At 42.4% G+C, this 22,461-nt stretch carries 20 protein-coding genes and 9 tRNA genes; 23 read left to right on the forward strand and 6 right to left on the reverse strand.

Going from position 1 to position 22,461, the window contains the following annotated elements; translation table 11 throughout:
• The first annotated feature begins 112 nt into the window (after nt 1-112).
• On the forward strand, nt 113-739 hold the full coding sequence (upp, locus tag RGE70_RS06860; protein ID WP_310470762.1) for a uracil phosphoribosyltransferase: 627 nt from the start codon (nt 113-115) through the stop codon (nt 737-739).
• Nucleotides 740-812: 73 nt separating this feature from the next.
• Here upp and RGE70_RS06865 read toward each other — a convergent pair whose 3' ends face one another.
• A complete protein-coding gene (locus RGE70_RS06865; protein ID WP_310470763.1) occupies nt 813-2,132 on the reverse strand; it encodes a Na+/H+ antiporter family protein in 1,320 nt (439 codons plus the stop codon).
• Between the two features lie 314 nt (nt 2,133-2,446).
• On the opposite strand from RGE70_RS06865, the gene RGE70_RS06870 reads away from it, so the two are divergent.
• The 3 genes from RGE70_RS06870 to ybaK all read left to right on the forward strand — a co-directional run bounded on the left by RGE70_RS06870 (nt 2,447) and on the right by ybaK (nt 4,300).
• Nucleotides 2,447-3,052, forward strand: coding sequence for a peroxiredoxin (locus RGE70_RS06870; protein ID WP_310470764.1), 606 nt, complete (start codon nt 2,447-2,449; stop codon nt 3,050-3,052).
• 301 nt (nt 3,053-3,353) lie between these two features.
• A complete protein-coding gene (locus RGE70_RS06875) occupies nt 3,354-3,749 on the forward strand; it encodes an ACT domain-containing protein (protein WP_310470765.1) in 396 nt (131 codons plus the stop codon).
• Nucleotides 3,750-3,832: 83 nt separating this feature from the next.
• A complete protein-coding gene (gene ybaK / locus RGE70_RS06880; RefSeq protein ID WP_310470766.1) occupies nt 3,833-4,300 on the forward strand; it encodes a Cys-tRNA(Pro) deacylase in 468 nt (155 codons plus the stop codon).
• A 158-nt stretch (nt 4,301-4,458) separates the two neighbouring features.
• On the opposite strand, the gene rnt is transcribed toward ybaK, so the two are convergent.
• Entirely contained in the window at nt 4,459-5,127 is a 669-nt protein-coding gene (gene rnt, locus RGE70_RS06885; protein WP_310470767.1) for a ribonuclease T, read from the reverse strand.
• Nucleotides 5,128-5,267: 140 nt separating this feature from the next.
• Between rnt and RGE70_RS06890 the strand changes: the two genes are divergently transcribed.
• The 19 genes from RGE70_RS06890 to RGE70_RS06980 all read left to right on the forward strand — a co-directional run bounded on the left by RGE70_RS06890 (nt 5,268) and on the right by RGE70_RS06980 (nt 17,187).
• Nucleotides 5,268-6,137, forward strand: coding sequence for a flagellar protein MotY (locus RGE70_RS06890; protein WP_310470768.1), 870 nt, complete (start codon nt 5,268-5,270; stop codon nt 6,135-6,137).
• Nucleotides 6,138-6,847: 710 nt separating this feature from the next.
• Nucleotides 6,848-8,896: a prolyl oligopeptidase family serine peptidase gene (locus RGE70_RS06895; RefSeq protein ID WP_310472940.1), complete on the forward strand. Its 2,049-nt coding sequence runs from the start codon at nt 6,848-6,850 to the stop codon at nt 8,894-8,896.
• Between the two features lie 199 nt (nt 8,897-9,095).
• Entirely contained in the window at nt 9,096-9,494 is a 399-nt protein-coding gene (gene ybgC / locus RGE70_RS06900; RefSeq protein WP_310470769.1) for a tol-pal system-associated acyl-CoA thioesterase, read from the forward strand.
• On the forward strand, nt 9,484-10,173 hold the full coding sequence (gene tolQ, locus RGE70_RS06905) for a protein TolQ (RefSeq protein WP_310470770.1): 690 nt from the start codon (nt 9,484-9,486) through the stop codon (nt 10,171-10,173). The genes ybgC and tolQ overlap by 11 nt, the downstream gene beginning before the upstream one ends.
• Nucleotides 10,173-10,610: a protein TolR gene (tolR, locus tag RGE70_RS06910; RefSeq protein WP_310470771.1), complete on the forward strand. Its 438-nt coding sequence runs from the start codon at nt 10,173-10,175 to the stop codon at nt 10,608-10,610. Before tolQ ends, tolR begins: the two co-directional genes overlap by 1 nt.
• Nucleotides 10,610-11,575, forward strand: a complete 966-nt coding sequence (gene tolA / locus RGE70_RS06915; protein ID WP_310470772.1) for a cell envelope integrity protein TolA — start codon at nt 10,610-10,612, stop codon at nt 11,573-11,575. Before tolR ends, tolA begins: the two co-directional genes overlap by 1 nt.
• Nucleotides 11,576-11,584: 9 nt before the next feature.
• Nucleotides 11,585-12,913: a Tol-Pal system beta propeller repeat protein TolB gene (tolB, locus tag RGE70_RS06920; RefSeq protein WP_310470773.1), complete on the forward strand. Its 1,329-nt coding sequence runs from the start codon at nt 11,585-11,587 to the stop codon at nt 12,911-12,913.
• A 29-nt stretch (nt 12,914-12,942) separates the two neighbouring features.
• A complete protein-coding gene (gene pal / locus RGE70_RS06925; RefSeq protein ID WP_310470774.1) occupies nt 12,943-13,479 on the forward strand; it encodes a peptidoglycan-associated lipoprotein Pal in 537 nt (178 codons plus the stop codon).
• A gap of 22 nt (nt 13,480-13,501) precedes the next feature.
• Nucleotides 13,502-14,224: a tol-pal system protein YbgF gene (ybgF, locus tag RGE70_RS06930; RefSeq protein ID WP_310470775.1), complete on the forward strand. Its 723-nt coding sequence runs from the start codon at nt 13,502-13,504 to the stop codon at nt 14,222-14,224.
• Nucleotides 14,225-14,421: 197 nt separating this feature from the next.
• Nucleotides 14,422-14,497, forward strand: a tRNA-Lys gene (locus RGE70_RS06935).
• A gap of 55 nt (nt 14,498-14,552) precedes the next feature.
• Nucleotides 14,553-14,628: transfer RNA gene (locus RGE70_RS06940), tRNA-Lys, on the forward strand.
• Between the two features lie 55 nt (nt 14,629-14,683).
• Nucleotides 14,684-14,759, forward strand: a tRNA-Lys gene (locus RGE70_RS06945).
• Nucleotides 14,760-14,814: 55 nt separating this feature from the next.
• Nucleotides 14,815-14,890 (forward strand) — tRNA-Lys (locus RGE70_RS06950).
• A 55-nt stretch (nt 14,891-14,945) separates the two neighbouring features.
• Nucleotides 14,946-15,021: transfer RNA gene (locus RGE70_RS06955), tRNA-Lys, on the forward strand.
• Nucleotides 15,022-15,076: 55 nt separating this feature from the next.
• Nucleotides 15,077-15,152, forward strand: a tRNA-Lys gene (locus RGE70_RS06960).
• Nucleotides 15,153-15,207: 55 nt separating this feature from the next.
• A tRNA-Lys gene (locus RGE70_RS06965) sits at nt 15,208-15,283 on the forward strand.
• A 55-nt stretch (nt 15,284-15,338) separates the two neighbouring features.
• Nucleotides 15,339-15,414 (forward strand) — tRNA-Lys (locus RGE70_RS06970).
• A 55-nt stretch (nt 15,415-15,469) separates the two neighbouring features.
• Nucleotides 15,470-15,545, forward strand: a tRNA-Lys gene (locus tag RGE70_RS06975).
• A 502-nt stretch (nt 15,546-16,047) separates the two neighbouring features.
• Nucleotides 16,048-17,187, forward strand: a complete 1,140-nt coding sequence (locus RGE70_RS06980) for a DcaP family trimeric outer membrane transporter (RefSeq protein WP_310470776.1) — start codon at nt 16,048-16,050, stop codon at nt 17,185-17,187.
• A 509-nt stretch (nt 17,188-17,696) separates the two neighbouring features.
• On the opposite strand, the gene RGE70_RS18585 is transcribed toward RGE70_RS06980, so the two are convergent.
• The 4 genes from RGE70_RS18585 to acs all read right to left on the reverse strand — a co-directional run bounded on the left by RGE70_RS18585 (nt 17,697) and on the right by acs (nt 22,380).
• Nucleotides 17,697-17,966: a transposase domain-containing protein gene (locus tag RGE70_RS18585; protein ID WP_445655074.1), complete on the reverse strand. Its 270-nt coding sequence runs from the start codon at nt 17,964-17,966 to the stop codon at nt 17,697-17,699.
• Between the two features lie 200 nt (nt 17,967-18,166).
• Nucleotides 18,167-18,433 (reverse strand): GrxA family glutaredoxin, encoded by a 267-nt coding sequence (locus RGE70_RS06990; protein WP_310470777.1) that lies wholly within the window; start codon nt 18,431-18,433, stop codon nt 18,167-18,169.
• Between the two features lie 104 nt (nt 18,434-18,537).
• Nucleotides 18,538-20,280, reverse strand: a complete 1,743-nt coding sequence (radD, locus tag RGE70_RS06995; protein ID WP_510466294.1) for a DNA repair helicase RadD — start codon at nt 20,278-20,280, stop codon at nt 18,538-18,540.
• A 153-nt stretch (nt 20,281-20,433) separates the two neighbouring features.
• The gene (acs, locus tag RGE70_RS07000; protein WP_310470778.1) at nt 20,434-22,380 is read right to left on the reverse strand and encodes an acetate--CoA ligase; all 1,947 of its coding nucleotides are present in this window, start codon (nt 22,378-22,380) and stop codon (nt 20,434-20,436) included.
• Nucleotides 22,381-22,461 lie beyond the last annotated feature (81 nt).

Below are 22,461 nucleotides of genomic sequence, written 5' to 3' on the forward strand. Positions count from 1 at the left end.
GATGGTCACGATTTACTTCCTTTTTGAAACTTTAAGTTTTCCTATGCGAACAAATCTACTAGAATCGTTTAAATTTACCGTGAAAAACACGTTATAAAATTAGGAGAACAAGATGAAAGTCGTTGAAGTTAAGCATCCTTTGGTTCGTCATAAAATTGGATTAATGCGCGAAGGTGACGTGAGCACTAAGCGTTTTCGTGAACTAGCGGCAGAAGTCGGAAGCCTATTAACCTATGAAGCAACTGCGGACTTTGCTACAGAGAAAGTGACTATCGAAGGTTGGAATGGACCTGTTGAAGTTGAGCAGATAAAAGGTAAAAAAGTGACGGTAGTACCTATTCTTCGTGCCGGTCTTGGCATGATGGACGGCGTACTTGAAAACGTACCAAGCGCACGTATTTCAGTTGTCGGTATGTACCGCGATGAAGAAACTCTTGAGCCAGTACCATATTTTGAAAAGTTAGCGAGCGACATGCCAAGCCGTATCGCGCTAGTGGTTGATCCTATGCTAGCAACCGGTGGTTCAATGATTTCAACTATTGATCTGCTGAAATCACGTGGCTGTACTTCAATTAAAGCATTGGTATTAGTAGCGGCTCCTGAAGGTGTTGCTGCACTTGAAAAAGCACACCCTGATGTTGAACTTTACACAGCTTCAATTGATGACTGCTTAAACGAGCAAGGTTATATTTTACCGGGCCTTGGTGATGCTGGTGACAAAATATTTGGTACTAAGTAAACCTCTTAATTTATAAAGAACTACAAAAAAGGGAGCCTTTATCGGCTCCCTTTTTTATGCTTCATTTTCCAGTCTATAATACCATTGCTGCAATCCAGCCAAATACTAACAGTGGAATGTTGTAATGGATAAAGGTGGGAATAACACTGTCACGAATATGGTCGTGTTGGCCATCAGCATTAAGCCCTGCGGTCGGCCCTAAGGTTGAATCTGATGCCGGTGAGCCAGCATCACCAAGTGCAGCTGCAGTACCGACTAACGCAATCGTGGCCGCCGCAGAGAAACCAAACGTCAGTGCGAGTGGTACATAAATAGTGGCAATAATGGGGATGGTCGAAAACGACGAGCCGATACCCATTGTAATAAACAGACCGACCAATAACATCAAGAATGCAGCTAATGCTTTATTATCACCAATAATCTCACTGAGTGAGGTGACCAAAGTGCCTACATCCCCCGTCTCTTTAACGACAGCAGCAAAGCCGGCAGCAGAAATCATAATAAAGCCAATGTTGGCCATCATGCGAACGCCTTGGTTAAATACATCTTGGTCTGCTACATGCTTTAGTGCGCCTGAACAGCTAAATATCATAAAGCCAATTAGCGCACCAAATATCATTGAGCCCGTATAAAGCTGAGTCGCAAGCGTGGCAATAATGGCAATAATGGCAATGGCAATATTCTTTTTGTTTAGGCCTTCTTCAACCTCAGTAGTCTCGACTTGTTCTGCTTGATACTCTCTTGGTTTGCGGTAAGAAATAAACACAGCAATCAACAAACCGGTGATCATCCCCAATGCTGGTAGCAGCATTGCTTGTGGAATTTGAGCTCTAACGGCTTCTAAGCCATTACTATTTAGGTTTGCCAGTAAAATATCGTTCAGAAAAATACCGCCAAAACCGACCGGCAAAATCATGTATGTGGTCACCAAGCCAAAGGTGATAACACATGCTACTAGACGGCGGTCTAACGACAGCTTAGTCATTAGGTGCAATAAAGGCGGGATTAAAATCGGAATAAAGGCAATATGAATAGGTAGTAGGTTTTGTGATGAAATCGCCATCGTAAGAATGGCTAATAACAATGCCCAACGAACCCTTGTTATATTTTGGCTAGACTGTTCTTTACCTAGGGCACCTATCATTTTCTTCGAGATAAGTGTAGTTAGCCCTGAATGAGACAAAGCCACTGCAAACGCACCCAGCAAAGCATAACTTAGCGCAATAGGGGCACCACCACCTAAACCGCTATTAAAAGCGTCTACGGTGTGTTGCAGATCTAATCCACCTATCAAACCGGCAACTAGTGCGCTAATGGTAAGCGCGATAACAACGTTCACTCGGGCAAGGCTTAAGCCAAGCATTAAGCAAACGGCAATGACGACAGCGTTCATAATTGGTTAATCTTTTCTATGTGTAAAGTTGGAACTATTTTTGCCTTTAAACAGCCTCTATGTCCAGCACCACTGCGCGATATCTTGAATTAGATTTATGTTGTTTTTGTGTCTAAGTGTTAATTGCGAACAGACTGTAAGAAGCATGATGCTAAATAAGGTGGAATGCCTGTAAAAGTGTGGTTTTTGTTATATCTATATTTAAATATAGTGATATAGATCTCAAATAGCTTGTATGAACGATAACACTGCTTATAATGCCATTAGATATAAAATAAGAAGCGTGTTTACCAATCCATAGATGGAGAAATAAAATGAGCGTATTAGTAGGCCGTCCGGCCCCTGATTTTACTGCGGCTGCGGTACTGGGTAATGGCGATATTGTCGATGTATTCAATCTTTCAGAAGCAATTCAAGGTAAGACAACCGTTCTATTCTTCTACCCACTAGATTTCACTTTTGTTTGCCCTTCAGAGCTGATCGCATTTGATCACCGCATGGACGAATTCAAAAAGCGTGGCGTTGAAGTTATCGGTGTTTCAATTGATTCTCAATTTACACATAACGCATGGCGTAACACCCCAGTAGACAAAGGCGGTATTGGCCAAGTTCAATACACTTTAGTTGCCGATGTTAAGCACGAGATTTGTAAAGCATACGACGTAGAGCATCCAGAAGATGGTGTGGCATTTCGCGGCTCTTTCCTTATCGACAAAGAAGGCCAAGTTCGTCATCAAGTGGTTAACGATCTGCCATTAGGTCGTAACGTTGATGAAATGCTACGTATGGTTGACGCACTACAATTCCACGAAGAGCATGGTGATGTTTGTCCTGCTGGCTGGGAAAAAGGCGACAAAGGTATGGACGCATCAACAGAAGGTGTTGCTTCTTACCTAAGTGATAACGCTGATCAGCTATAACATTAGCATTTAGTCGCTGATTGTTAGTTGTTAGAAAAGCCGCGTTTAAACGCGGCTTTTTTGCGCCTACGATTTGATACCAGCCGCGCTGGGTTAATATAGGAACAATTAAACGAGATTTGTTAGGCGCTTTGTTCTGTAGTCATTTATGTGCCAAAGTCTTTAAGTGATTAAGTTCAGGTATCGTTAGTAACACCACGATACAAGCTCCCGTAAGTCATAAATAGAGCATTGATGCTTGCCATAATACTGACTAAGATTTGTGAACTAAGATATTTGCAGGGTAATTTGGAGATGGAACTTGTCAGGTATTACAGAATTAGAGCAATTATTGAAGTCAATGGAGCCGAAGCTCATCGATACTGAGTTTGTTTTTTGTAGCGTTGCAGGTCAATTGGCTGATTATGCCTGGCTAAACCCGAGAGCCACATTTTATGAAGCTGAAGGCTTAACTTTAGTCTTGGAAAAGCAGATAGCGCAAAATGCTGGGTTGCAATTTGATAGCGTATTTAGACAAATTACATTAACGGTTCATTCAAGCCTGGATGCTGTTGGATTAACGGCAGCGGTATCAACAAAGCTAGCTGACAAAGGGATCAGCGCCAACGTTATTGCAGCGTATTATCATGATCATATCTTTGTACAGTCTTTTAAAGCAGATCTGGCACTTTCAGCATTAAAAGAGTTTGTGGCTTAAAGAGCTTTATCGTCATGGCGAGTGTATGTTGTAGTCAATTACGACTGAAATTTATACAATTAGGTGATAACAGTGAGCTTGAAATGACCCCCGCAATTACTACCGTAAAGAAAAACAGCGTACCACACCAAATTCATGAGTTTTCACATGACGACTCGAGTGGATCTTATGGCCTCGAAGCCGCTAAAAAAATGAGTGTTTCAGAACTTAGGGTATTTAAAACATTGGTGGTAGCTTTGGATGAACAAAGTTTCGCAGTTGGTGTTATCCCGGTTTCATCTCAGTTGAGTATGAAACGCTTCGCTAAAGAATTGGGCGCAAAGAAAGCCGTCATGGCTGACAAGGTGGATGTCGAGCGTGTAACAGGGTATGTGTTAGGCGGCGTCAGTCCACTTGGGCAAAAAAAACGCCTCAAAACCGTGATAGATCAATCTGCAAATGACTTCTCTACTATATATGTCAGTGCAGGTCGTAGAGGGCTTGAAATTGAATTGAGCCCCAATGATGTAAGAATATTCACCGATGGCCGGTTTGCAGACATATGCCAGTAAAAATATGTTTTCCAGCCGTTGCTTATATTTAGCCCATTACAAACAAGTATACATTTTGGACATGGTCGTTTATTAAATTTTGTGCACAAAAAAGCCGCAACATTTGCGGCTTTAAATATAGTGATAAACAAATATAACCTTTAAGCTTCAGCTTTTAGTTAAACTTCTGTTTCGGCCTCAACTTCGGCTTCATCAGCAATGTAAGGCCAGCCGCCCAGAGACTTCCAGCGGTTAACAATTAAACAAAATAGCTCTGCAGTGCGCTCAGTGTCATAAAGGGCTGAATGGGCTTCTTTGTTATCAAAGGCAATGCCCGCCATAGCACAAGCTTTTGCCAATACAGTTTGCCCAATAGCTAAGCCAGCTAAGGCTGCGGTATCAAACGTAGCAAAAGGGTGGAAAGGCGTTCGCTTTAAGTTATTACGCTCGATAGCTTGGCTTACAAAACCGTGATCAAATGCCGCATTGTGTGCCACAATGATACTGCGATGACACTCTGCTGCTTTTTGCGCTTTTTTAACCTCTTTGAATATTTCTAAAAAGGCTTCTTTTTCGCTAACGGCGCCACGCAGCGGATTTGTTGGGTCAATACCGGTAAAGGCTAAAGCTTCTGGCTCTAAGTTTGCCCCTTCAAATGGCTCAATGTGGTAATGCAGCGTTTTATCGAGAGCCAATACACCATCATCGTCCATTTTTAGCATAGTGACTGCAATTTCTAATAGCGCGTCGGTTTTTGAATTGAACCCGGCTGTTTCAACATCGATAACCACTGGGAAGTACCCTCTAAAGCGGTTTTTCAATTTGTTGGGGTCGAAAGTGTCAGTCATTAAATTATCCAAAAAGTTAGCAGACGCCTATTATGAGCTAACTGATAATCAGTGTCATGTTCGTTTGCTTGTTTTATGAGCTAAAGAAAGATATATCTTTGCCGATACATAGAAGTGACTCATTTATAGAGAGTAGTTTTATGCGGCTTTGCCTTCTTTTTGCGACATTAATATGCTTGCCATTCATTGCTCGTGCAGATCTAAAGCAATATGTAGCTTCATTAGAGGAGTCGCAGTGGCGCATTAGTGGAAATAATCCGGTGATGTGTCGCCTAGAGCATGATATTCCTTCGTATGGTAAAGCGGTATTTACCAGTATTGCAGGTAAGGACCACAACCTTAACTTTACGCTTGATATGTGGGTGAAGCCTGATCAAGTCACTGAAGCTAAACTCATCAGTATGGCGCCGGCTTGGCGACCAGGTGTATTGTCAAAAGAGATAACTGAGCTCACCTATCAGAAATATTTTAGCGGTGAAGTTCCGCGTAATGCGGCTTGGTCGATGTTGGCAGAGCTTGAAAGCGGTATGCAACCCACTTTTTATTATGCTGATTGGTACAACCAAACCAACAAAGTGGCAGTGGGGTTGTCGGCGGTGAATTTTTCTCGTCAATACGCGCAATTTAAGTCGTGTTTATCAACGCTATTGCCCTATTCATTTGAAGACATTGCATTTACTGTTTTAACTTACGAGACCGGTGGCACGGAGTTAACACGGTATGCCAAATCACAGATCCGCAAAGTTCAAGAATACTTAGCTTATGATTCAAATGTCGAACTGGTGTTAATTGATGCCTATACCGATAGTTACGGTAGTCGAAGTGCAAATCAGAGTGTTTCGGTACAACGTGCTGATAGTGTTAAACAATTATTTGTGGCCAGTGGGATCCAGCAAAGTCGAATTCATACGTTAGGCCATGGTGAGCGTCGGCATGTGGCCTCGAATCAAACGATTGAAGAGCGTGCTCGAAACCGTCGGGTTGTGATTAGGATAAGTAAGCCAATGTAATGCTAATACAGCCTGTATACATTAGAAGCCTTGACTCCATGTCAGGGCTTTTTTTATATTTGGTTTTTTGCAAATTTAAGATAAAAAAAAGCCCGCGGACACGAAGTCAGCGGGCTGCAAAAAATAGTATTGCAATCAACAAATTGAAGGAAGGAAGTCAAGCTTAGAACCAGGGATGAAACTTCCGTGGATAACCACCAAAGTTTACGAGTTCTTGTTTCCATATCTGCTAGGCAGACACTTCCTGAAAACGAGACGAATTATAGTGTCAGCCTAGTTAACTGACAAACTAGAATATTTCCACATTAGCATTAGTTTTTTTAATGCGAACCATTGGTCTAACCTAGTACATTTAACGGTTTTGGACTGGTTAGTGAGATCTGTATCACAAATTTGGTGATGGTTACTGCTTATATAACTAATGAGTACTGGTAGATAATTAACATTAGTAAAACAGTAAGTGCTTAATTACGTTTTAATTTATTTTTGCGCTGATTTTTTTTAATTTGTATAGTGCATACTTAAATTGGCTTATGTGCCTTAAAGTAAAAGAAATACCACTTACTTTAGTAAGATTTGGATTCGTTAATCAGGAATATAAAATGCAAATGAATGCTTCATGGAGCAAAAGTCCGTTATTGGCTGTCGGTTTAGGCATGATGTTGGCGGGGTGCCAATCTCCCACTGTTGAGCAACCACTTAGTGACACCATGGCGCAAAGTAAAGCGGTTGTGGTTGATACCCTACATGGTGTTCAAGTTGCTGACCCTTACCGCCATTTAGAAGTTGAGTCCGAACAAACACATCAATGGGTTAAGCAACAACAGCAAGCAGGTAATGCATATCTAGCCGGTATTGAAAATAAACAGGCTATTGTTGAACGCATCACCGAATTATGGAATTTTGAAAAAATATCAGCTCCAGAAGAAAAGGGCACGAATACTTTTTACTATCGCAATAATGGTTTGCAAGCCCAGTCTGTTTTATTCGTCAAAGATGCTAAAGGCAGCGAAAAAGTATTGTTAGATCCCAATACGTTGTCAGCAGAGGGAACGGTTGCGTTATCGGGCACATCGGTTAGCAACAACGGTAAAACATTAGCATATGGTGTATCGAATTCGGGTTCTGATTGGCAAACATGGCACTTTGTCGATATTGCTAGCGGTAAAAAATTAGCAGATGAGTTGCAATGGATTAAATTTTCTAGTGCAGTTTGGAATGCTGATAACAGCGGTGTTTATTATGCTCGTTACGATGCACCTAAAGGTGGCAATGCACTGGCTGATGTCAATTTTAACCAGAAGGTATACTTCCATAAAATAGGCACTGAACAGTCGGCTGATACGTTAGTATACCAACGACCGCAAAACAAAGATTGGGGTTTTGGTATTGAAGTTACAGATAAAGGCGACTATTTATTGCTTTATATCTCACAAGGTACCGACAGCCGCAATCGCTTTTTCTATAAGCCTTTAAACAACCCACAAGCTGAAGTAGTGGAGCTTATTGCTGATCTTGAAGCTGAATATAGCTTTATAGGTAACGACAAATCGATGTTTTATTTTAAAACCGATTATCAAGCACCAAACGGAAAAGTCATTGCCATTGATGTAAACAACAGTGCGAAGGAAAATTGGACAACCATTATTCCGGAGGTCAATGATCCCATCAATGATATTGCGATAGTGAATGACCATATAGTGGTGAGTTATTTACATGACGTACTAGGCAAATTATCAATTTACGGTATGAATGGCATTAAACGCCAAGATGTAACCTTGCCTGGTAAAGGTAAAGTTGCAGGTCCTTATGGCAAGCGGAGTAAAGACTATTTCTATTATGTTTATAATAGTTACACCCAGCCGCAAACTACGTATAAGTTTGATTTTAGAACCGGTGAGTCGACGCTTTATTCGAAACCATCAGTGTCATTTATCCCTGAGAATTACACCTCTGAACAGGTATTTTATACCAGTAAAGATGGCACCAAAATTCCGATGATGATCTCGTATAAAAAGGGTATGAAAAAAGAGGGTAATAACCCCACTTTACTATATGCTTACGGCGGCTTTGCGATTTCGTTAACACCACGCTTTAGTCCTGCGAACATAGCTTGGATGGATATGGGCGGAATTTACGCCGTGCCAAACCTTCGTGGTGGTGCAGAATATGGAGAAAGTTGGCATCAAGCGGGTATGTTCGATAAAAAACAAAACGTATTTGATGACTATTACGCAGCAGCAGAATATTTGATTGCCGAAAATTACACCAACAGCACTAAACTTGGAGCCTATGGTCGTAGTAATGGTGGCTTATTGATGGGGGCGACCTTAACGCAACGTCCGGAGTTGTTTGCCGCCGTACTCCCTGCGGTTGGTGTATTAGATATGTTACGATTCCACAAGTTTACCATTGGTTGGGCTTGGACTAGCGAATACGGTAGCGCTGATGTTGCCGAGCAGTTCCCAGCGCTTCTAGCATATTCTCCATACCACAACGTTACCGCACAGTCGTATCCGGCGACAATGGTTATGACAGCCGATCATGATGACCGGGTTGTACCGCTGCACAGCTTTAAATTTGGCGCTTTACTGCAAGAAAAGCAGCAGGGCGAGGCACCTGTCATTATGCGTATAGAATCTAATGCCGGCCATGGTGCGGGTAAACCTACGGCGATGAAGATTGATGAATTTGCCGATATTTATAGCTTTTTATGGCATAACTTTGGTTTAGATATACCAACAAAAATTACGCAGTAAGTTTTAATGAGTTCAATTTAGAAGGGAAGCTAAGGCTTCCCTTTTTCTTGCATGAAAACTATATGCAATAATGATTTAAGAACATTAACGATATTTTATCCAGAACCGTATAGCTAATCACATCTCCCCATTCACAATTGCAAACTGGCTAGGTATAGTAGTCCTCTTATTTTATCTAATTAATTGGCGATCTGATTTTATGTTTCGTTGGCCCATTTCTGTATATTATGAAGATACCGATGCTGGTGGCGTGGTTTATCACTCAAATTATTTAAAGTTTTTTGAGCGCGCTCGAACGGAGTGGTTGAGGGCTATGGGCGTAAGTCAGGCGGCACTGCTTGCAGATGATACAGCCTTTGTGGTTAAGCGTGCTGCACTCGATTTTTGTAAACCCGCTCGTTTTGAACAGAACCTTATTGTTGAAACCGAGGTCATACAACTTAAGAAAGTGTCGTTGGTGTTTAAACAACGGTTAATTGATGAGCAGGGTGAAACGTATTGTGAGGCTGAAATCTTAGTTGCCTGCATTGCGTTGTCACGTATGAGACCCCAAGCCATTCCCCAAAATATTGCCCAGGAGTTTAACGGTGGAAGCTGATATTTCTTTTATTGGATTATTTTTACAAGCAAGTCTGTTAGTCAAACTTGTCATGCTGACTTTGTTGAGTTTATCAATTATGTCGTGGGCTGTGATTATTCAGCGTCGTAAATTATTGAATGCAGCGAAAACAGATACGCTGAAATTTGAAGACAAATTCTGGTCTGGTGTCGACCTTAATAAACTTTATCAAGAGCTGCTAGCTCGACAAGACAATAATTCAGGCCTTGAGTCCTTGTTTGTGACCGGCTTTAAAGAGTATTCCCGGTTAAGTAAACTTAATGGCCGCGTGCCTGAAGCCGTTATGGATGGTAGCTCGAGGGCTATGCGGGTATCACTGTCTCGAGAAATGGAAAAGCTTGAAACCCATCTACCATTATTAGCAACTATTGGCTCAACCAGCCCTTATATTGGTTTGTTTGGTACCGTTTGGGGGATCATGAACTCATTTATTGCGCTTGGTGCAGTAGAAAATGCCACTTTAGCGATGGTTGCCCCTGGTATTGCTGAAGCACTGATTGCCACCGCAATGGGCCTTTTTGCTGCGATTCCGGCAGTGATTGCATACAACCGTTTTTCAACCCAAGTTGAAAAGGTTGAAATGTCATACGCCAACTTTATGGAAGAGTTCTCCAGTATCTTGCATCGTCAAGCATACAGTGAAAAGGAACATAGATAATGCAACAAGGCTACCAAAGGAAGCGCCGGCGTCCGGTTGCTGAAATCAATGTGGTGCCCTATATCGATGTGATGCTGGTACTTTTGATTATCTTTATGGTGACCGCACCCATTGTCACCCAAGGGGTAAAGGTTGATTTACCGCAAGGTGAAGCCGAGACGTTACCGGCAGATAGTAAGCCGCCGGTTGTGGCGTCAATCGACGCCATGGGCTATTACTATTTAGATGCGGGTAGCTCAAGCACCAAAGAAGTGCTTGAACTTGAAGATGTCGCGATTAGAGTTGGGGCGATTATCCAACTTGAGCCAGAACGTCCTGTGGTGGTTAAAGCTGATCGCTCCATTACCTATGAAAAAGTGATTCAGCTGATGGTGTCGTTGCAAGCGGCAGGTGTACCGTCGGTTGGCTTAATGACCGATTCGCCGGAGGAAAAATAGTGACAGCTAAAGCTGAACTGACTATTCCACTGTCTATTTCGGCAGGGATCCACATTGGTGTTATTGCCATTCTCGCCCTTGGTATTGATTTTTCGACAGAACCTAAGCCAATGGCACAACCCCAAGCGAGTGCACCAGCGGTGCAAGCGGTGGTGGTTGATCAGAAATTGGTTGATAAACATGTTGAAAAGTTAAAGGCGCAAAAGCGTGAAGCTGAGCGTAAAGAAAAAGCGCGTCAAGATGATGCCGATAAACGCGTTCGTGAAGCACGTAAAGAGCGTGAAAGAGAACAAGCAAAAATTAAAAAGCTAGAGCAACAACGTAAGCAAAAAGAGCTCGAAACTCAAAAAGCTAACGCTGCTGCAACGGCTGCGAAGTTAAAACAACAGCAAGAGAAAAAGAAAGCTGAACAAGCTGAACTCGCGCGTAAGCAAAAAGAGAAAGAGCGTAAAGCTTCTGAAGTTGCTGCTAAAAAAGCGGCTGATAAGTTGAAAGCTGAACAAGCTGCAGCTAAAAAAGCGGAAGAAGAGCGTAAACGTAAAGCTGAAGAAGAGCGTAAGCGTAAGGCTGAAGCAGAGCGTAAACGCAGAGCCGAAGAAAAAGCGCGCCTAGAACAAGAGCAAATGATGCAAGATGCGCTCGCATCGGAGCAAGCTGCTTTGTCGCAAACCCGTAATAAACAAGTCATGAGTGAGGTCCAGCGTTATACCTCAATGATTATTGCCACTATTGCACGCAATGTACGTAAAGAAGAGTCGATGCGTAATAAGAGTTGTAAAGTATCGGTTCGTTTGGCCAAGGATGGGTTTGTAACGTCAAATCGGATCGTAGAAGGTGATCCTGCATTATGTTCTGCCACACAAGCCGCCATTCAGCGTTTGCAGAAGCTCCCCATGTCGAGTGAGCCTGCAGTATATGACAAGCTGAAAGAGTTAAATATTATTTATCGACCTGAGTTCAATTAAAGGAATCACATGAAAATTTTGGGGAAATGGTTAGTTGTCACCCTGCTAATTTGTAGTATGCCAGCAAAAGCTGCATTAGATATCGTTATTACCGATGGCGTAGACGAAGCAAGGCCAATCGCAGTTATTCCTTTTGTTTGGCAAGGGGCTGGGCCGATCCCATCTGAGATCTCAGATGTAGTTATGTCTGATTTAGCCCGCAGTGGTACGTTTAATCCGACAGATGAATTACGTTTACCGCAGCGTAATATTAGTTCGTTGGCAGAATTTGATACGAGCGCTTGGATGGCTGAGCCTGCCGAGGCCGTTGTAATGGGATCGGTGAAACCTTATGGCGCCGATAAATACTTAGTGAGCTTTGAGCTGATTGACTTGGTTAAAGCACAGTTAGAATCGGGTATGGGGCCGCAATCGCCACAAAATGTGTTAATGGAAAGCCGTGAAACGGTGATTACTGCAGCGCAGTTTCGTCAGTATGGCCACCGTATTAGTGATATAGTTTATGAGAAACTTACTGGTATACGCGGGGCATTTCTAACCCGCATTGCTTACGTGGTTGTTAATCATAATGAAAAATCACCATACAAATTGATGATTTCTGATTATGATGGCTATAACGAGCAAATGTTATTGCGCTCTCCAGAGCCATTGATGTCACCTGCTTGGTCGCCCGATGGACAGCAACTTGCGTATGTGAGTTTTGAGAACCGTAAAGCTGAAGTCTTTGTTCAAAACATATATACCCAGTCGCGTAAAAAAGTGACCAGCTTTAATGGTATAAATGGAGCTCCAGTATTTTCTCCAGACGGTAAGAAATTATCGCTAACCTTATCTAAAGATGGTCAGCCAGATATTTATGTTGTTGATATTGAGACCGGTGCGCTAAAACGCATTACTAACCATTATGCGATTGACACTGAGTCCTCGTGGTTCCCAGACGGTAAGTCATTGCTCGTGACGTCAGAGCGGGGCGGTCGACCACAACTCTACAGAGTATTTTTAGATACAGGTAAAATAAGTCGTCTTACTTTTGAAGGCGAATGGAACCTTGGCGGTTCAATTGCACCGGATGGACGCAGCATTGTATTTGTTAATCGTACTAACGGTAAATTCAATATCGCAAGAATGGATCTTGAAAGCCGCTCAATGCAAGTATTAACTAGAACACGACTCGATGAATCACCAAGCATAGCGCCAAATGGCACTATGGTAATATATGGAACAACATACCAAGGTAAACAAGTCTTAGCGGCGGTGTCTATGGATGGACGGTTTAAGGCCAGATTCCCCGTTGGTCAAGGTGAAGTTAAATCACCTTCTTGGTCGCCATTTCTCTAACTAAATAAAAAAGATTAAGGATTTAAAAAATGGATCTGAACAAGCTATTTAAAGCGATGTTAGTCGTACTTCCTATTATGGCTATCAGTGCCTGTAGCTCGACTTCTGAGTCTGAAACAGATGCAACTAGTTCTACAGGGTCAACGACGAGTGAAACTGTGAGCAATGGTGTTGAAACAGGTGGCGTAGCACCGGTACTGACTCCTGCTGAACAGCAACAACTTAAGTATCAAGAGTTAAGAAAAGAGCATATCATCTATTTTGATTTTGACCGCAGTTCAGTATCGCAACAATTTGCTGAAATATTAGAAGCACATGGTGACTACCTTGTAGCACACCCAAATGTTCGCGTAATGATTGAAGGGCATGCCGATGAACGTGGCACACCTGAATACAATATTGCACTAGGCGAGCGCCGTGCTAAAGCTGTGGCTAAATACTTACAAGGCATGGGTGTACAACCTAGCCAAATGGGTATTGTAAGCTATGGTGAAGAGAAGCCAATGGATCTTAGCCGCACAGATGATGGTTTTTCAAAAAACCGTCGTGCCGTACTTGTATATTAATTTTAGGTAAAAGGTTTACCCTATGAAATACGCCGTGATATCAGCGGCAATTATCCTAGCGGGTGTAGCACATGCTGCACCCGCTCCTGTTGAGGATGTTGCTGGTGGCTCTAATGATGATAGAGTGGCTCGTCTAGAGCGAATAGTAAAAGCAAAGCAGCAAACTGAATTTGCAATGCAACAGCGTCTTGAAGCCTTGCAGCAAGAGGTGCTTGATTTAAGAGGGCTCAGTGAGCAGCAGTCATATCAAATAGAGCAGATGTTGCAAAGACAGCGCCAGCTTTATGAAGATATTGCTAACATTTCAACTCAGCCAGCGGCCCCCGCGATGGTTACAGATGATAATGGTAGTATCACGGTCAGTTCTAGTTTGGGTGAAACAGACAGCTATGAACAAGCGGTAAACCTAGTATTGAAAGAGAAAAAGTATGCAGCTGCTATTCCTGCATTTGCTCAATTCATAGATAAATACCCAAACTCTAGCTATGCTCCTAATGCTAACTATTGGTTAGGTCAGCTACTTTATAATAAAGGTGAGTTTGTTGATGCTGCAAAAGCATTTACAACTGTGGTGGATAAATTTAAGGATTCTGGCAAACGTGGCGAAAGCTTAGTCAAGCTAGGGATGATCTCTGAAAAGACCGGTGATAAATCTACAGCTAAAGCCTATTACTTAAAAGTTGTTAATGAGTATGCAAACAGTGCAGCAGCACGCATTGCACAGCAGCAACTTTCAGCACTTTGATTGTGATTTATTCAAAAAACAATCTCTTAGGCTGTTTTTCATGCAAACGATAAAAAATGAAGAAATTGCACTTGCATGAGCAACTGAAAAAGGTATTATAGGCGCCCTCAGAGAGACACCGTCTTTCAGAGGGTATCTAAGCAAACTATTCTAGTTTATCTAAATGGTTTGTAAACGATATTAGTTGTACCCAAGATGGGCCGTTAGCTCAGCTGGTAGAGCAGTTGGCTTTTAACCAATTTGTCGAAGGTTCGAATCCTTCACGGCCCACCACTTCTGATGGTGGATCTACGCTAAGTAGATAAAATCAGAAAAGATAGTCCAAGATGGGCCGTTAGCTCAGCTGGTAGAGCAGTTGGCTTTTAACCAATTTGTCGAAGGTTCGAATCCTTCACGGCCCACCACTTCTGATAGTGGATCTATGTTAAGTAGATAAAATCAGAAAAGATAGTTCAAGATGGGCCGTTAGCTCAGCTGGTAGAGCAGTTGGCTTTTAACCAATTTGTCGAAGGTTCGAATCCTTCACGGCCCACCACTTCTGATAGTGGATCTATGTTAAGTAGATAAAATCAGAAAAGATAGTCCAAGATGGGCCGTTAGCTCAGCTGGTAGAGCAGTTGGCTTTTAACCAATTTGTCGAAGGTTCGAATCCTTCACGGCCCACCACTTCTGATGGTGGATCTACGTCAAGTAGATAAAATCAGAAAAGATAGTCCAAGATGGGCCGTTAGCTCAGCTGGTAGAGCAGTTGGCTTTTAACCAATTTGTCGAAGGTTCGAATCCTTCACGGCCCACCACTTCTGATGGTGGATCTACGTTAAGTAGATAAAATCAGAAAAGATAGTCCAAGATGGGCCGTTAGCTCAGCTGGTAGAGCAGTTGGCTTTTAACCAATTTGTCGAAGGTTCGAATCCTTCACGGCCCACCACTTCTGATAGTGGATCTGTGTTAAGTAGATAAAATCAGAAAAGATAGTCCAAGATGGGCCGTTAGCTCAGCTGGTAGAGCAGTTGGCTTTTAACCAATTTGTCGAAGGTTCGAATCCTTCACGGCCCACCACTTCTGATAGTGGATCTGTGTTAAGTAGATAAAATCAGAAACGATAGTCCAAGATGGGCCGTTAGCTCAGCTGGTAGAGCAGTTGGCTTTTAACCAATTTGTCGAAGGTTCGAATCCTTCACGGCCCACCACTTCTGATAGTGGATCTGCGTTAAGTAGATAAAATCAGAAAAGATAGTCCAAGATGGGCCGTTAGCTCAGCTGGTAGAGCAGTTGGCTTTTAACCAATTTGTCGAAGGTTCGAATCCTTCACGGCCCACCACTTCTATTGCGTAATCCTTCCTTAAATAAGCATTTAAATAGTTAATCTTCTGTTTGTCTCCATCCGTAGAGCGGATCAATTCATTTTATTTTTCATTTCGCGTTAAAAATAGCAGAACTCCCCAGCATATAAAGCATACACCTTAGAAAATAATCAGTTCCTAAAATTGGTTGTGAGGATACTGCTTACTTGTTGCCTATACAGTACAGTTACTTCACATGTCACCACCTGTTTTTCCATATAATTTACATCTACTTACTTTGACTTACATACTGTAAATTGCTGTTTGATCTAGCTCATAAAAGTGTGTGTTTTTGAGAACATAAACCTATATTGATTAACACTTTGCGCAATTATTGGCTAAGATGAAGTCCGTCATATACGGAGCTGGTTTGAAAGCATTAAGGTGCGCTACCTTTGTCTAATGGACCTATTGCTAATGTAGTCTTGCTATTAACTCCGTCATATTTCATATGGATAATAAAAAATTTGGAGAAAGGGAATGAAGCAAGTAAAACTGAGTGTTCTAAGTGCAGCAGTTTTGGCAACAATGAGTGTCAATGTACAAGCAGATACTGACTTTAAATTTGGTGGTTATGTAAAAACTGATGTGATGTTCAGTGATTACAGCAATGGTGCTCCGGATTCTGGCGCTTTATCTCGTCAATTTTATGTACCTGGCACCATTTACGGTGATGCCACTAATGGTAAGCAAGTCGTCGATTTTCATGCTCGTGAGTCACGTTTTAACTTTAAAACGACCACAGACATGGATGGTCACAAATTAGTTGGGTTTATTTCACTCGACTTTATGACACATGGTGATGGTAACGAACGTGTCTCAAACAGTTATTCTCCACGTATTCGCCAAGCATTTGTTAGTTATGATAACTGGGCTGCAGGCCAAATGTGGACGACTTTCCAAAATCCAGGAGCCCTACCTGAAAACTTAGATTTTGTTGGCGCTGCTGAAGGTACACCGTTTGTACGTCAAACAATGGTTCGCTACACCAATGGTGGATTTCAGTTCTCAGCTGAAAACCCTGAAACCACGGTAAACGGTTACCAAACAGGTACCCGTATCACCAGTGGCAGTGGCTTTGTACCAGACTTTGTAGCCCGCTATAACATGAAAACCCAAGATGGCATGGCCTTTACCTTTGCAGGTATTGCGCGGCAGCTAAATGTCGAACAAGATGACATTGATGCATCTAAATTTGGTTATGGTGTGAGCTTTACTGGTGTGATCCCCGTTGGCAACGACGATATTAAAATGTCGGCCACTTACGGTGATGGTTTAGGTCGTTATATGGCTCTTAACTATGCTAACGCTGGTGTATTAGATGCCAATGGCGACATCGAAACCATTAGCTCGTATGGCGGTTATATTTCATATCGCCACTGGTGGAATGACAAATTGCGTTCAAGTATCACTGCATCAGGTTTTGTTGCAGATAATGACGTTAGTTTGACCGGTGAAGCTGTAAATAAAGATTCTTATTCAGGTTACATCAACTTATTATATTCACCAATTAAGCCACTTACCGTGGGCGTTGAATATATGTACGCGCAAAATACCAAAGAGAGTAATGATGAAGGTGAGTTGAACCGTATTATCTTCTCTGTGAAGTATGTACTCTAGTTGCCCACTTTAGTTACGCTGTAAAGCGTTAAAAAAGTTGCCTCAAGGCTAATGCCGTTCACTTAACGTGAACGGCTTTCTTTTTTATGGGATCGCTCCTTCGAACGCTTCAACACTCTAGGGTAACCACGCTCCCTTTTATCTCTAAAACAAACTGTTTTGCATTTCTTTTATATCATTACTTAGGGATATTGCTGGGAGACTCGCTACGAAGTTGGGATAGATTCAGAATATGCGACGACACTTCTCTAAAACTCAATTGGTTCGGGAAGCCCCCTGTTGATGAGTGCTCCATCAATACCATTAACATATCAGTATTTTATACGTAATCAGAGCTCCCCAATACTCCTGCATAATTATTTCTGGAAGCAGACTTCTGAGTGTAAATCAAGTTTCAAGCATGTACTGCTTCACCTGTGTGTATCTCGGTTCTATCTCCCATCAAGTGCATATAAATCAACGATTTCACCTGATGGATAGCGCATTGCCTCTGTGAGTGATGTGATGATTTACAGTGTCTTTCCTTTTTGTTTTAGTGAGTAAGCGTACTTCCTTAGCCTCTCTAGTAAACTAGGCCTTTTCATTCTTGCTTGAGTGACGACGCTTCGGACAACATAATCGACTTCATTTGTTAGGAGCATATGCAGCTTATTAATCCGTTGTCTAACTGACTCACTCCGAAATAAGGCAATACCGATAACAGTCGAAATCAAAAATTTCATAGGTGATTTTCGCTTTTTAAGGGGAGTGACACCATTGGATTGTATGCCACTGGGAATAAGCTATTGCCAAAGAAGCTTTTTAAGATTGTCGAACTCGGTAGGACGGTTGATAGAGCTACATGCTAAAGCTTTAGAAAGTTACATTAAAAAATCCAGCACAAACAAGAGTATGTACTGGATTTTGAAGAGCGGTCAACCAATTATATTGGGCTTACCTGATCGGTATTACACTTTAAGGACATTTTTTAAGCAGGAAATTATGCGGCAGGCATTAAATTGTTGTCTCTTACATACTGTTCAAACTCAGTGTAACCGCCAACATGCTCTTGGTCGACAAAGATCTGCGGTACAGTTTCAACTGGCTTACCGACTGTTTTTTCAAGATCTGCTTTACTGATCCCTTCAGCGTGAATATCAACATACTTAAACTTAAAGTCATCACGTTTTTCAGTAAGCTGCTCTGCAACTTGGACTGCACGAACACAATATGGACACCCTGGGCGACCGAAAATAACAACAAACATAATAACTCCTAGAAAGTTTTCTTAATATCTTGAGGACTTTATAACATAGGCGGTCGATTTGTTCTAATCGATATTTAAAGTCCACTTAATCGTATTGTTGAACGTTAATCAATATTGTCTGGTTGTGTTTGGTAACGGCCTTGGTAATCAAATATTGACTCGAGATGTTCCCAGCTTTTTTTGCCTTTTTTAAGTAGTAGCAAATCGGGCTTTCTGAAACATGCACTATCTGCTGCTAGCGCCGTTGCTGACGAATATTGTTTGTGTTTTAGGCCAGGGGTCTTACTGTGCGGAAAAATAAATAGCGCGAATACGGCTTTGATTTGGGCCGTTGTTTTCATATTAAAGTAGCGGCAAAAGTCATTACCATCAATATCAATGTAACGTACAATTAAGCGATCACCGTCTGCCTCTAGCAGCATCGTCTGGCATTTAAATAAATGGTGGTGCTTTTGTTGTAATACTTCTTTCAGTCTTTTGTCTGGGTCAACCAATACCGCTTGGCAATGGTTACACACTTTGGCGGCAATATCATTTTCTTCACCACAGTTGGGGCAAGCTTTGGAACGGAACCTAAAGTCACACTGCGCTTTACCCTGAACGCTATCAATGAGTGCCTGACAGCGTCTACCAAAGTGTTCAACAATATCACCATCATCATCGGTAAGTCCCCAAAAGATATTGGCAAAATCACACACTGGGCAGTGGACTTGTACAGGTTTACATTTGCTGTCAGGTTTAGGGTGGCCGACTTCTGGGTAAAACAGATCATAGCCGTTGGCGGCATAATCAATAATCAAGCATTCGGTTTTATTTTCATCAATTCTTAACCCTCGGCCAACCATTTGTTGGAACAAGCTTACGGACGCTGTAGGGCGTAAAATAGCAATAAGATCAACGTGAGGTGCATCAAAGCCTGTGGTTAATACCGCCACATTGACCAGAAACTTTATCTGTTTTGCTTTAAAGGCATTAATCAGTCGGTCTCGATCTTCGCGTGATGTTTTTGCGGTGACTAACGCGGGTTCATGGTCGGCCAATTTAGCCATTATTTCGTCGGCATGTTTAACCGTTGCGGCAAAAATTATTACACCTTGTCGGTGCTTAGCCAGTTCAATTAGTTGTTTGACAATTGCAGTGGTGGCGCGGCCGTAATGGTTGAGTAACGAGTTTACTTCCGATTCGTTATAAACGCCGGTAGCTGAGCAGGTCAGTTCACTAAAATCGTATTGGGCACTTAGGCCATCAAACATTTTTGGCTGGCTTAAAAAACCACGTTTGATTAATGGTCGCATCGGTAATTCAAAGATACATTTTTCAAATACAGCCTTGTCGGGGTTACCTATTTTACCGTGATAGTGCTGACGATAGATCCAACCTAGATCTAGGCGGTAAGGCGTGGCGGTTAAGCCAAGTAATCTGACTTTTGCGTTTTTTGATTTTAGGTGCGTAAGTAGTTGTTGGTATTGGCTGTCTTCTTCGGGGCTTACTCGGTGACATTCGTCAATGATAATTAAGCTGTAGGGGTCATCAAATTTCTGCGGGTTTTTAACCGCAGATTGAATGCTAGCCACTACCGTTTTACCGGTAGTGGATTTTTGATTTAAGCCAGCAGAATAGATTGAAGCCTCAGCCGTGAGTAAGCCCACTTTTTCAGCGTTTTGTGCTACCAGTTCTTTAACGTGAGTTAGCACTAGCACTCGGCCTTTAGCGATTCGAGCTAGCTCTGCAATCACAATACTTTTGCCCGCCCCCGTGGGCAAAACCAGCACCGCTGAATCGGTACTTTGTTTGAAGTGGCTAATGGCCGCATCAACAGATTGTTGCTGGTAGTCTCTTAGTTGCACAAATTTGCTTCCGTATGATATGCGATGGTATTGAGCTAAGAGCGAAATCATCACATAAATTTCAGATAACGATAAGTAATATTTTTGCTTAGGATTAAAAGGTACAAAAAAGCCCCTCAATGAGGGGCTGTTATTGGCTAGGCAGGCTTAACGCTATTCACTTTTATTCAGTCTAGATTCAATTAGCGTGTCAATGACAGCTGGGTCGGCCAGTGTTGATGCGTCACCTAAGTTAGTGACTTCATTAGCAGCAATTTTACGCAAGAAGCGGCGCATAATTTTACCAGAGCGGGTTTTAGGTAATCCGTCTGCCCATTGAATAAGATCTGGGGTGGCTAACGCACCAATTTCTTTTCTAACCCATTGGCGTAACGTTTGGCGCAGCTCTTCGGTTTCAACGATATCGTGGTTAAGGGTAACATAAGCATAAATCCCTTGGCCTTTGATATCGTGTGGGTAACCGACTACTGCGGCTTCAGCAACGTATTCATGAGCGACTAAAGCGCTTTCTACCTCTGCGGTACCTAAGCGGTGACCTGATACGTTAATCACGTCGTCTACACGGCCTGTGATCCAATAGTAACCATCTTCATCACGTCTAGCACCATCACCTGTGAAGTACATACCTCTAAAGGTTTTAAAGTATGTCAGTACAAAGCGGTCATGATCGCCAAATACGGTTCGCATTTGTCCAGGCCATGAATCAAGAATAACTAGGTTACCTTCAGTCGCGCCATCGACAATATTGCCCATGTTGTCAACTAATGCAGGTTGAACCCCAAAAAATGGTCGTGTCGCAGAACCTGGTTTTGTATCCGTTGCACCTGGTAGTGGGCTAATTAATACCCCACCAGTTTCGGTTTGCCACCATGTATCGACAATCGGGCATTTTTCATGACCAATTACATCGTTATACCAGCGCCATGCCTCTGGGTTTATCGGCTCGCCGACTGATCCCATAATTCGTAATGAGCTACCACTGTAGTTTGCGAATTGTTCCTTACCAACAGCCATTAACGAGCGAATAAGTGTTGGCGCGGTATAAAGAATATTAACGTTATGGCGATCTATCATTTCGCCTAAACGTGCAGGTGACGGGTAGGTAGGTACACCTTCGTGGATTAGCACAGTCGCGCCATTCGCTAATGGGCCATAAACCATGTAGGAGTGACCAGTGATCCAGCCGACATCAGCTGTACACCAATACACCTCACCGTCTTTGTAATCAAAAACATACTCGTGGGTCATTGAAGCATAAACCATGTAGCCGCCGGTGGTATGTAACACGCCTTTTGGGTTACCGGTGGAACCTGAAGTATACAGCAAGAATAGTGGGTCTTCTGCGCCCATCTCTTCTGGAACACAATGCTCAGAAGCCGTTTCCATTAACGCCTCCCATGCAACATCGCGGCCTTCAACCCAATTGATATCGCCACCAGTGCGTTTCATTACAATCACTTTCTCAACACACTCAACATCAGGGTGATTTAGTGCTTCATCAATATTGGCTTTTAGTGGAATGATACGACCCGCGCGAAGCCCTTCATCGGCAGTAATGATAACTTTTGAATTACCATCAATAACGCGAGAAGCAATCGAATCAGGAGAGAAACCACCAAAGACGACTGAATGAATGGCACCAATACGGGCACAGGCTAACATCGCTACTGCAGCTTCTGGCACCATCGGCATGTAAATCGTAACGACTTCACCACGGCGAACACCTTGGCTACGCAGTGCGTTGGCAAATTTACATACATCTGCATGTAATTGACCATAAGTGATAGTACGTTGGTCTTTTGCGTCATCGCCTTCCCAGATGATTGCAACTTTATCTGCGTTGGTTTCTAAATGTCGGTCTAAGCAGTTAGCTGATGCGTTAAGCGTGCCATCATAAAACCACTTTATGAATAAGTTATGGTCATCGAACGACGTTTTCTTTACTTTGGTAAAAGGTTTTATCCAATCGATACGGTTGCCGTGTTCTCTCCAGAAACCCTCAGGATTGACAATCGATTCCTGATACATTTTTTTATATTGTTCGTTATCTACCAGTGCGTTTTTAGCGATGTCACTTGGTACTTTGTAGAGAGACTGCATGCTATTTGGCTTCCCTTATCTAATAATGCGTACGGCAAGTATGAATTGTGAAGGCCTAATTTCACTATTAGACATTGGTCT

The sequence above is a fragment of the Shewanella youngdeokensis genome (assembly GCF_033180165.1).
Lineage (GTDB): Bacteria > Pseudomonadota > Gammaproteobacteria > Enterobacterales > Shewanellaceae > Shewanella > Shewanella youngdeokensis.

What these genes read in the sequence shown, in the direction of transcription:
- upp (WP_310470762.1), top strand. Translation starts at nt 113, where the DNA reads ATGAAAGTCGTTGAAGTTAAGCATCCTTTGGTTCGTCATAAAATTGGA.
- RGE70_RS06865 (WP_310470763.1), bottom strand. Translation starts at nt 2,132, where the DNA reads ATGAACGCTGTCGTCATTGCCGTTTGCTTAATGCTTGGCTTAAGCCTT.
- RGE70_RS06870 (WP_310470764.1), top strand. Translation starts at nt 2,447, where the DNA reads ATGAGCGTATTAGTAGGCCGTCCGGCCCCTGATTTTACTGCGGCTGCG.
- ybaK (WP_310470766.1), top strand. Translation starts at nt 3,833, where the DNA reads ATGACCCCCGCAATTACTACCGTAAAGAAAAACAGCGTACCACACCAA.
- rnt (WP_310470767.1), bottom strand. Translation starts at nt 5,127, where the DNA reads ATGACTGACACTTTCGACCCCAACAAATTGAAAAACCGCTTTAGAGGG.
- RGE70_RS06890 (WP_310470768.1), top strand. Translation starts at nt 5,268, where the DNA reads ATGCGGCTTTGCCTTCTTTTTGCGACATTAATATGCTTGCCATTCATT.
- RGE70_RS06895 (WP_310472940.1), top strand. Translation starts at nt 6,848, where the DNA reads ATGGCGCAAAGTAAAGCGGTTGTGGTTGATACCCTACATGGTGTTCAA.
- ybgC (WP_310470769.1), top strand. Translation starts at nt 9,096, where the DNA reads ATGTTTCGTTGGCCCATTTCTGTATATTATGAAGATACCGATGCTGGT.
- tolR (WP_310470771.1), top strand. Translation starts at nt 10,173, where the DNA reads ATGCAACAAGGCTACCAAAGGAAGCGCCGGCGTCCGGTTGCTGAAATC.
- tolB (WP_310470773.1), top strand. Translation starts at nt 11,585, where the DNA reads ATGAAAATTTTGGGGAAATGGTTAGTTGTCACCCTGCTAATTTGTAGT.
- pal (WP_310470774.1), top strand. Translation starts at nt 12,943, where the DNA reads ATGGATCTGAACAAGCTATTTAAAGCGATGTTAGTCGTACTTCCTATT.
- ybgF (WP_310470775.1), top strand. Translation starts at nt 13,502, where the DNA reads ATGAAATACGCCGTGATATCAGCGGCAATTATCCTAGCGGGTGTAGCA.
- RGE70_RS06980 (WP_310470776.1), top strand. Translation starts at nt 16,048, where the DNA reads ATGAAGCAAGTAAAACTGAGTGTTCTAAGTGCAGCAGTTTTGGCAACA.
- RGE70_RS06990 (WP_310470777.1), bottom strand. Translation starts at nt 18,433, where the DNA reads ATGTTTGTTGTTATTTTCGGTCGCCCAGGGTGTCCATATTGTGTTCGT.
- acs (WP_310470778.1), bottom strand. Translation starts at nt 22,380, where the DNA reads ATGCAGTCTCTCTACAAAGTACCAAGTGACATCGCTAAAAACGCACTG.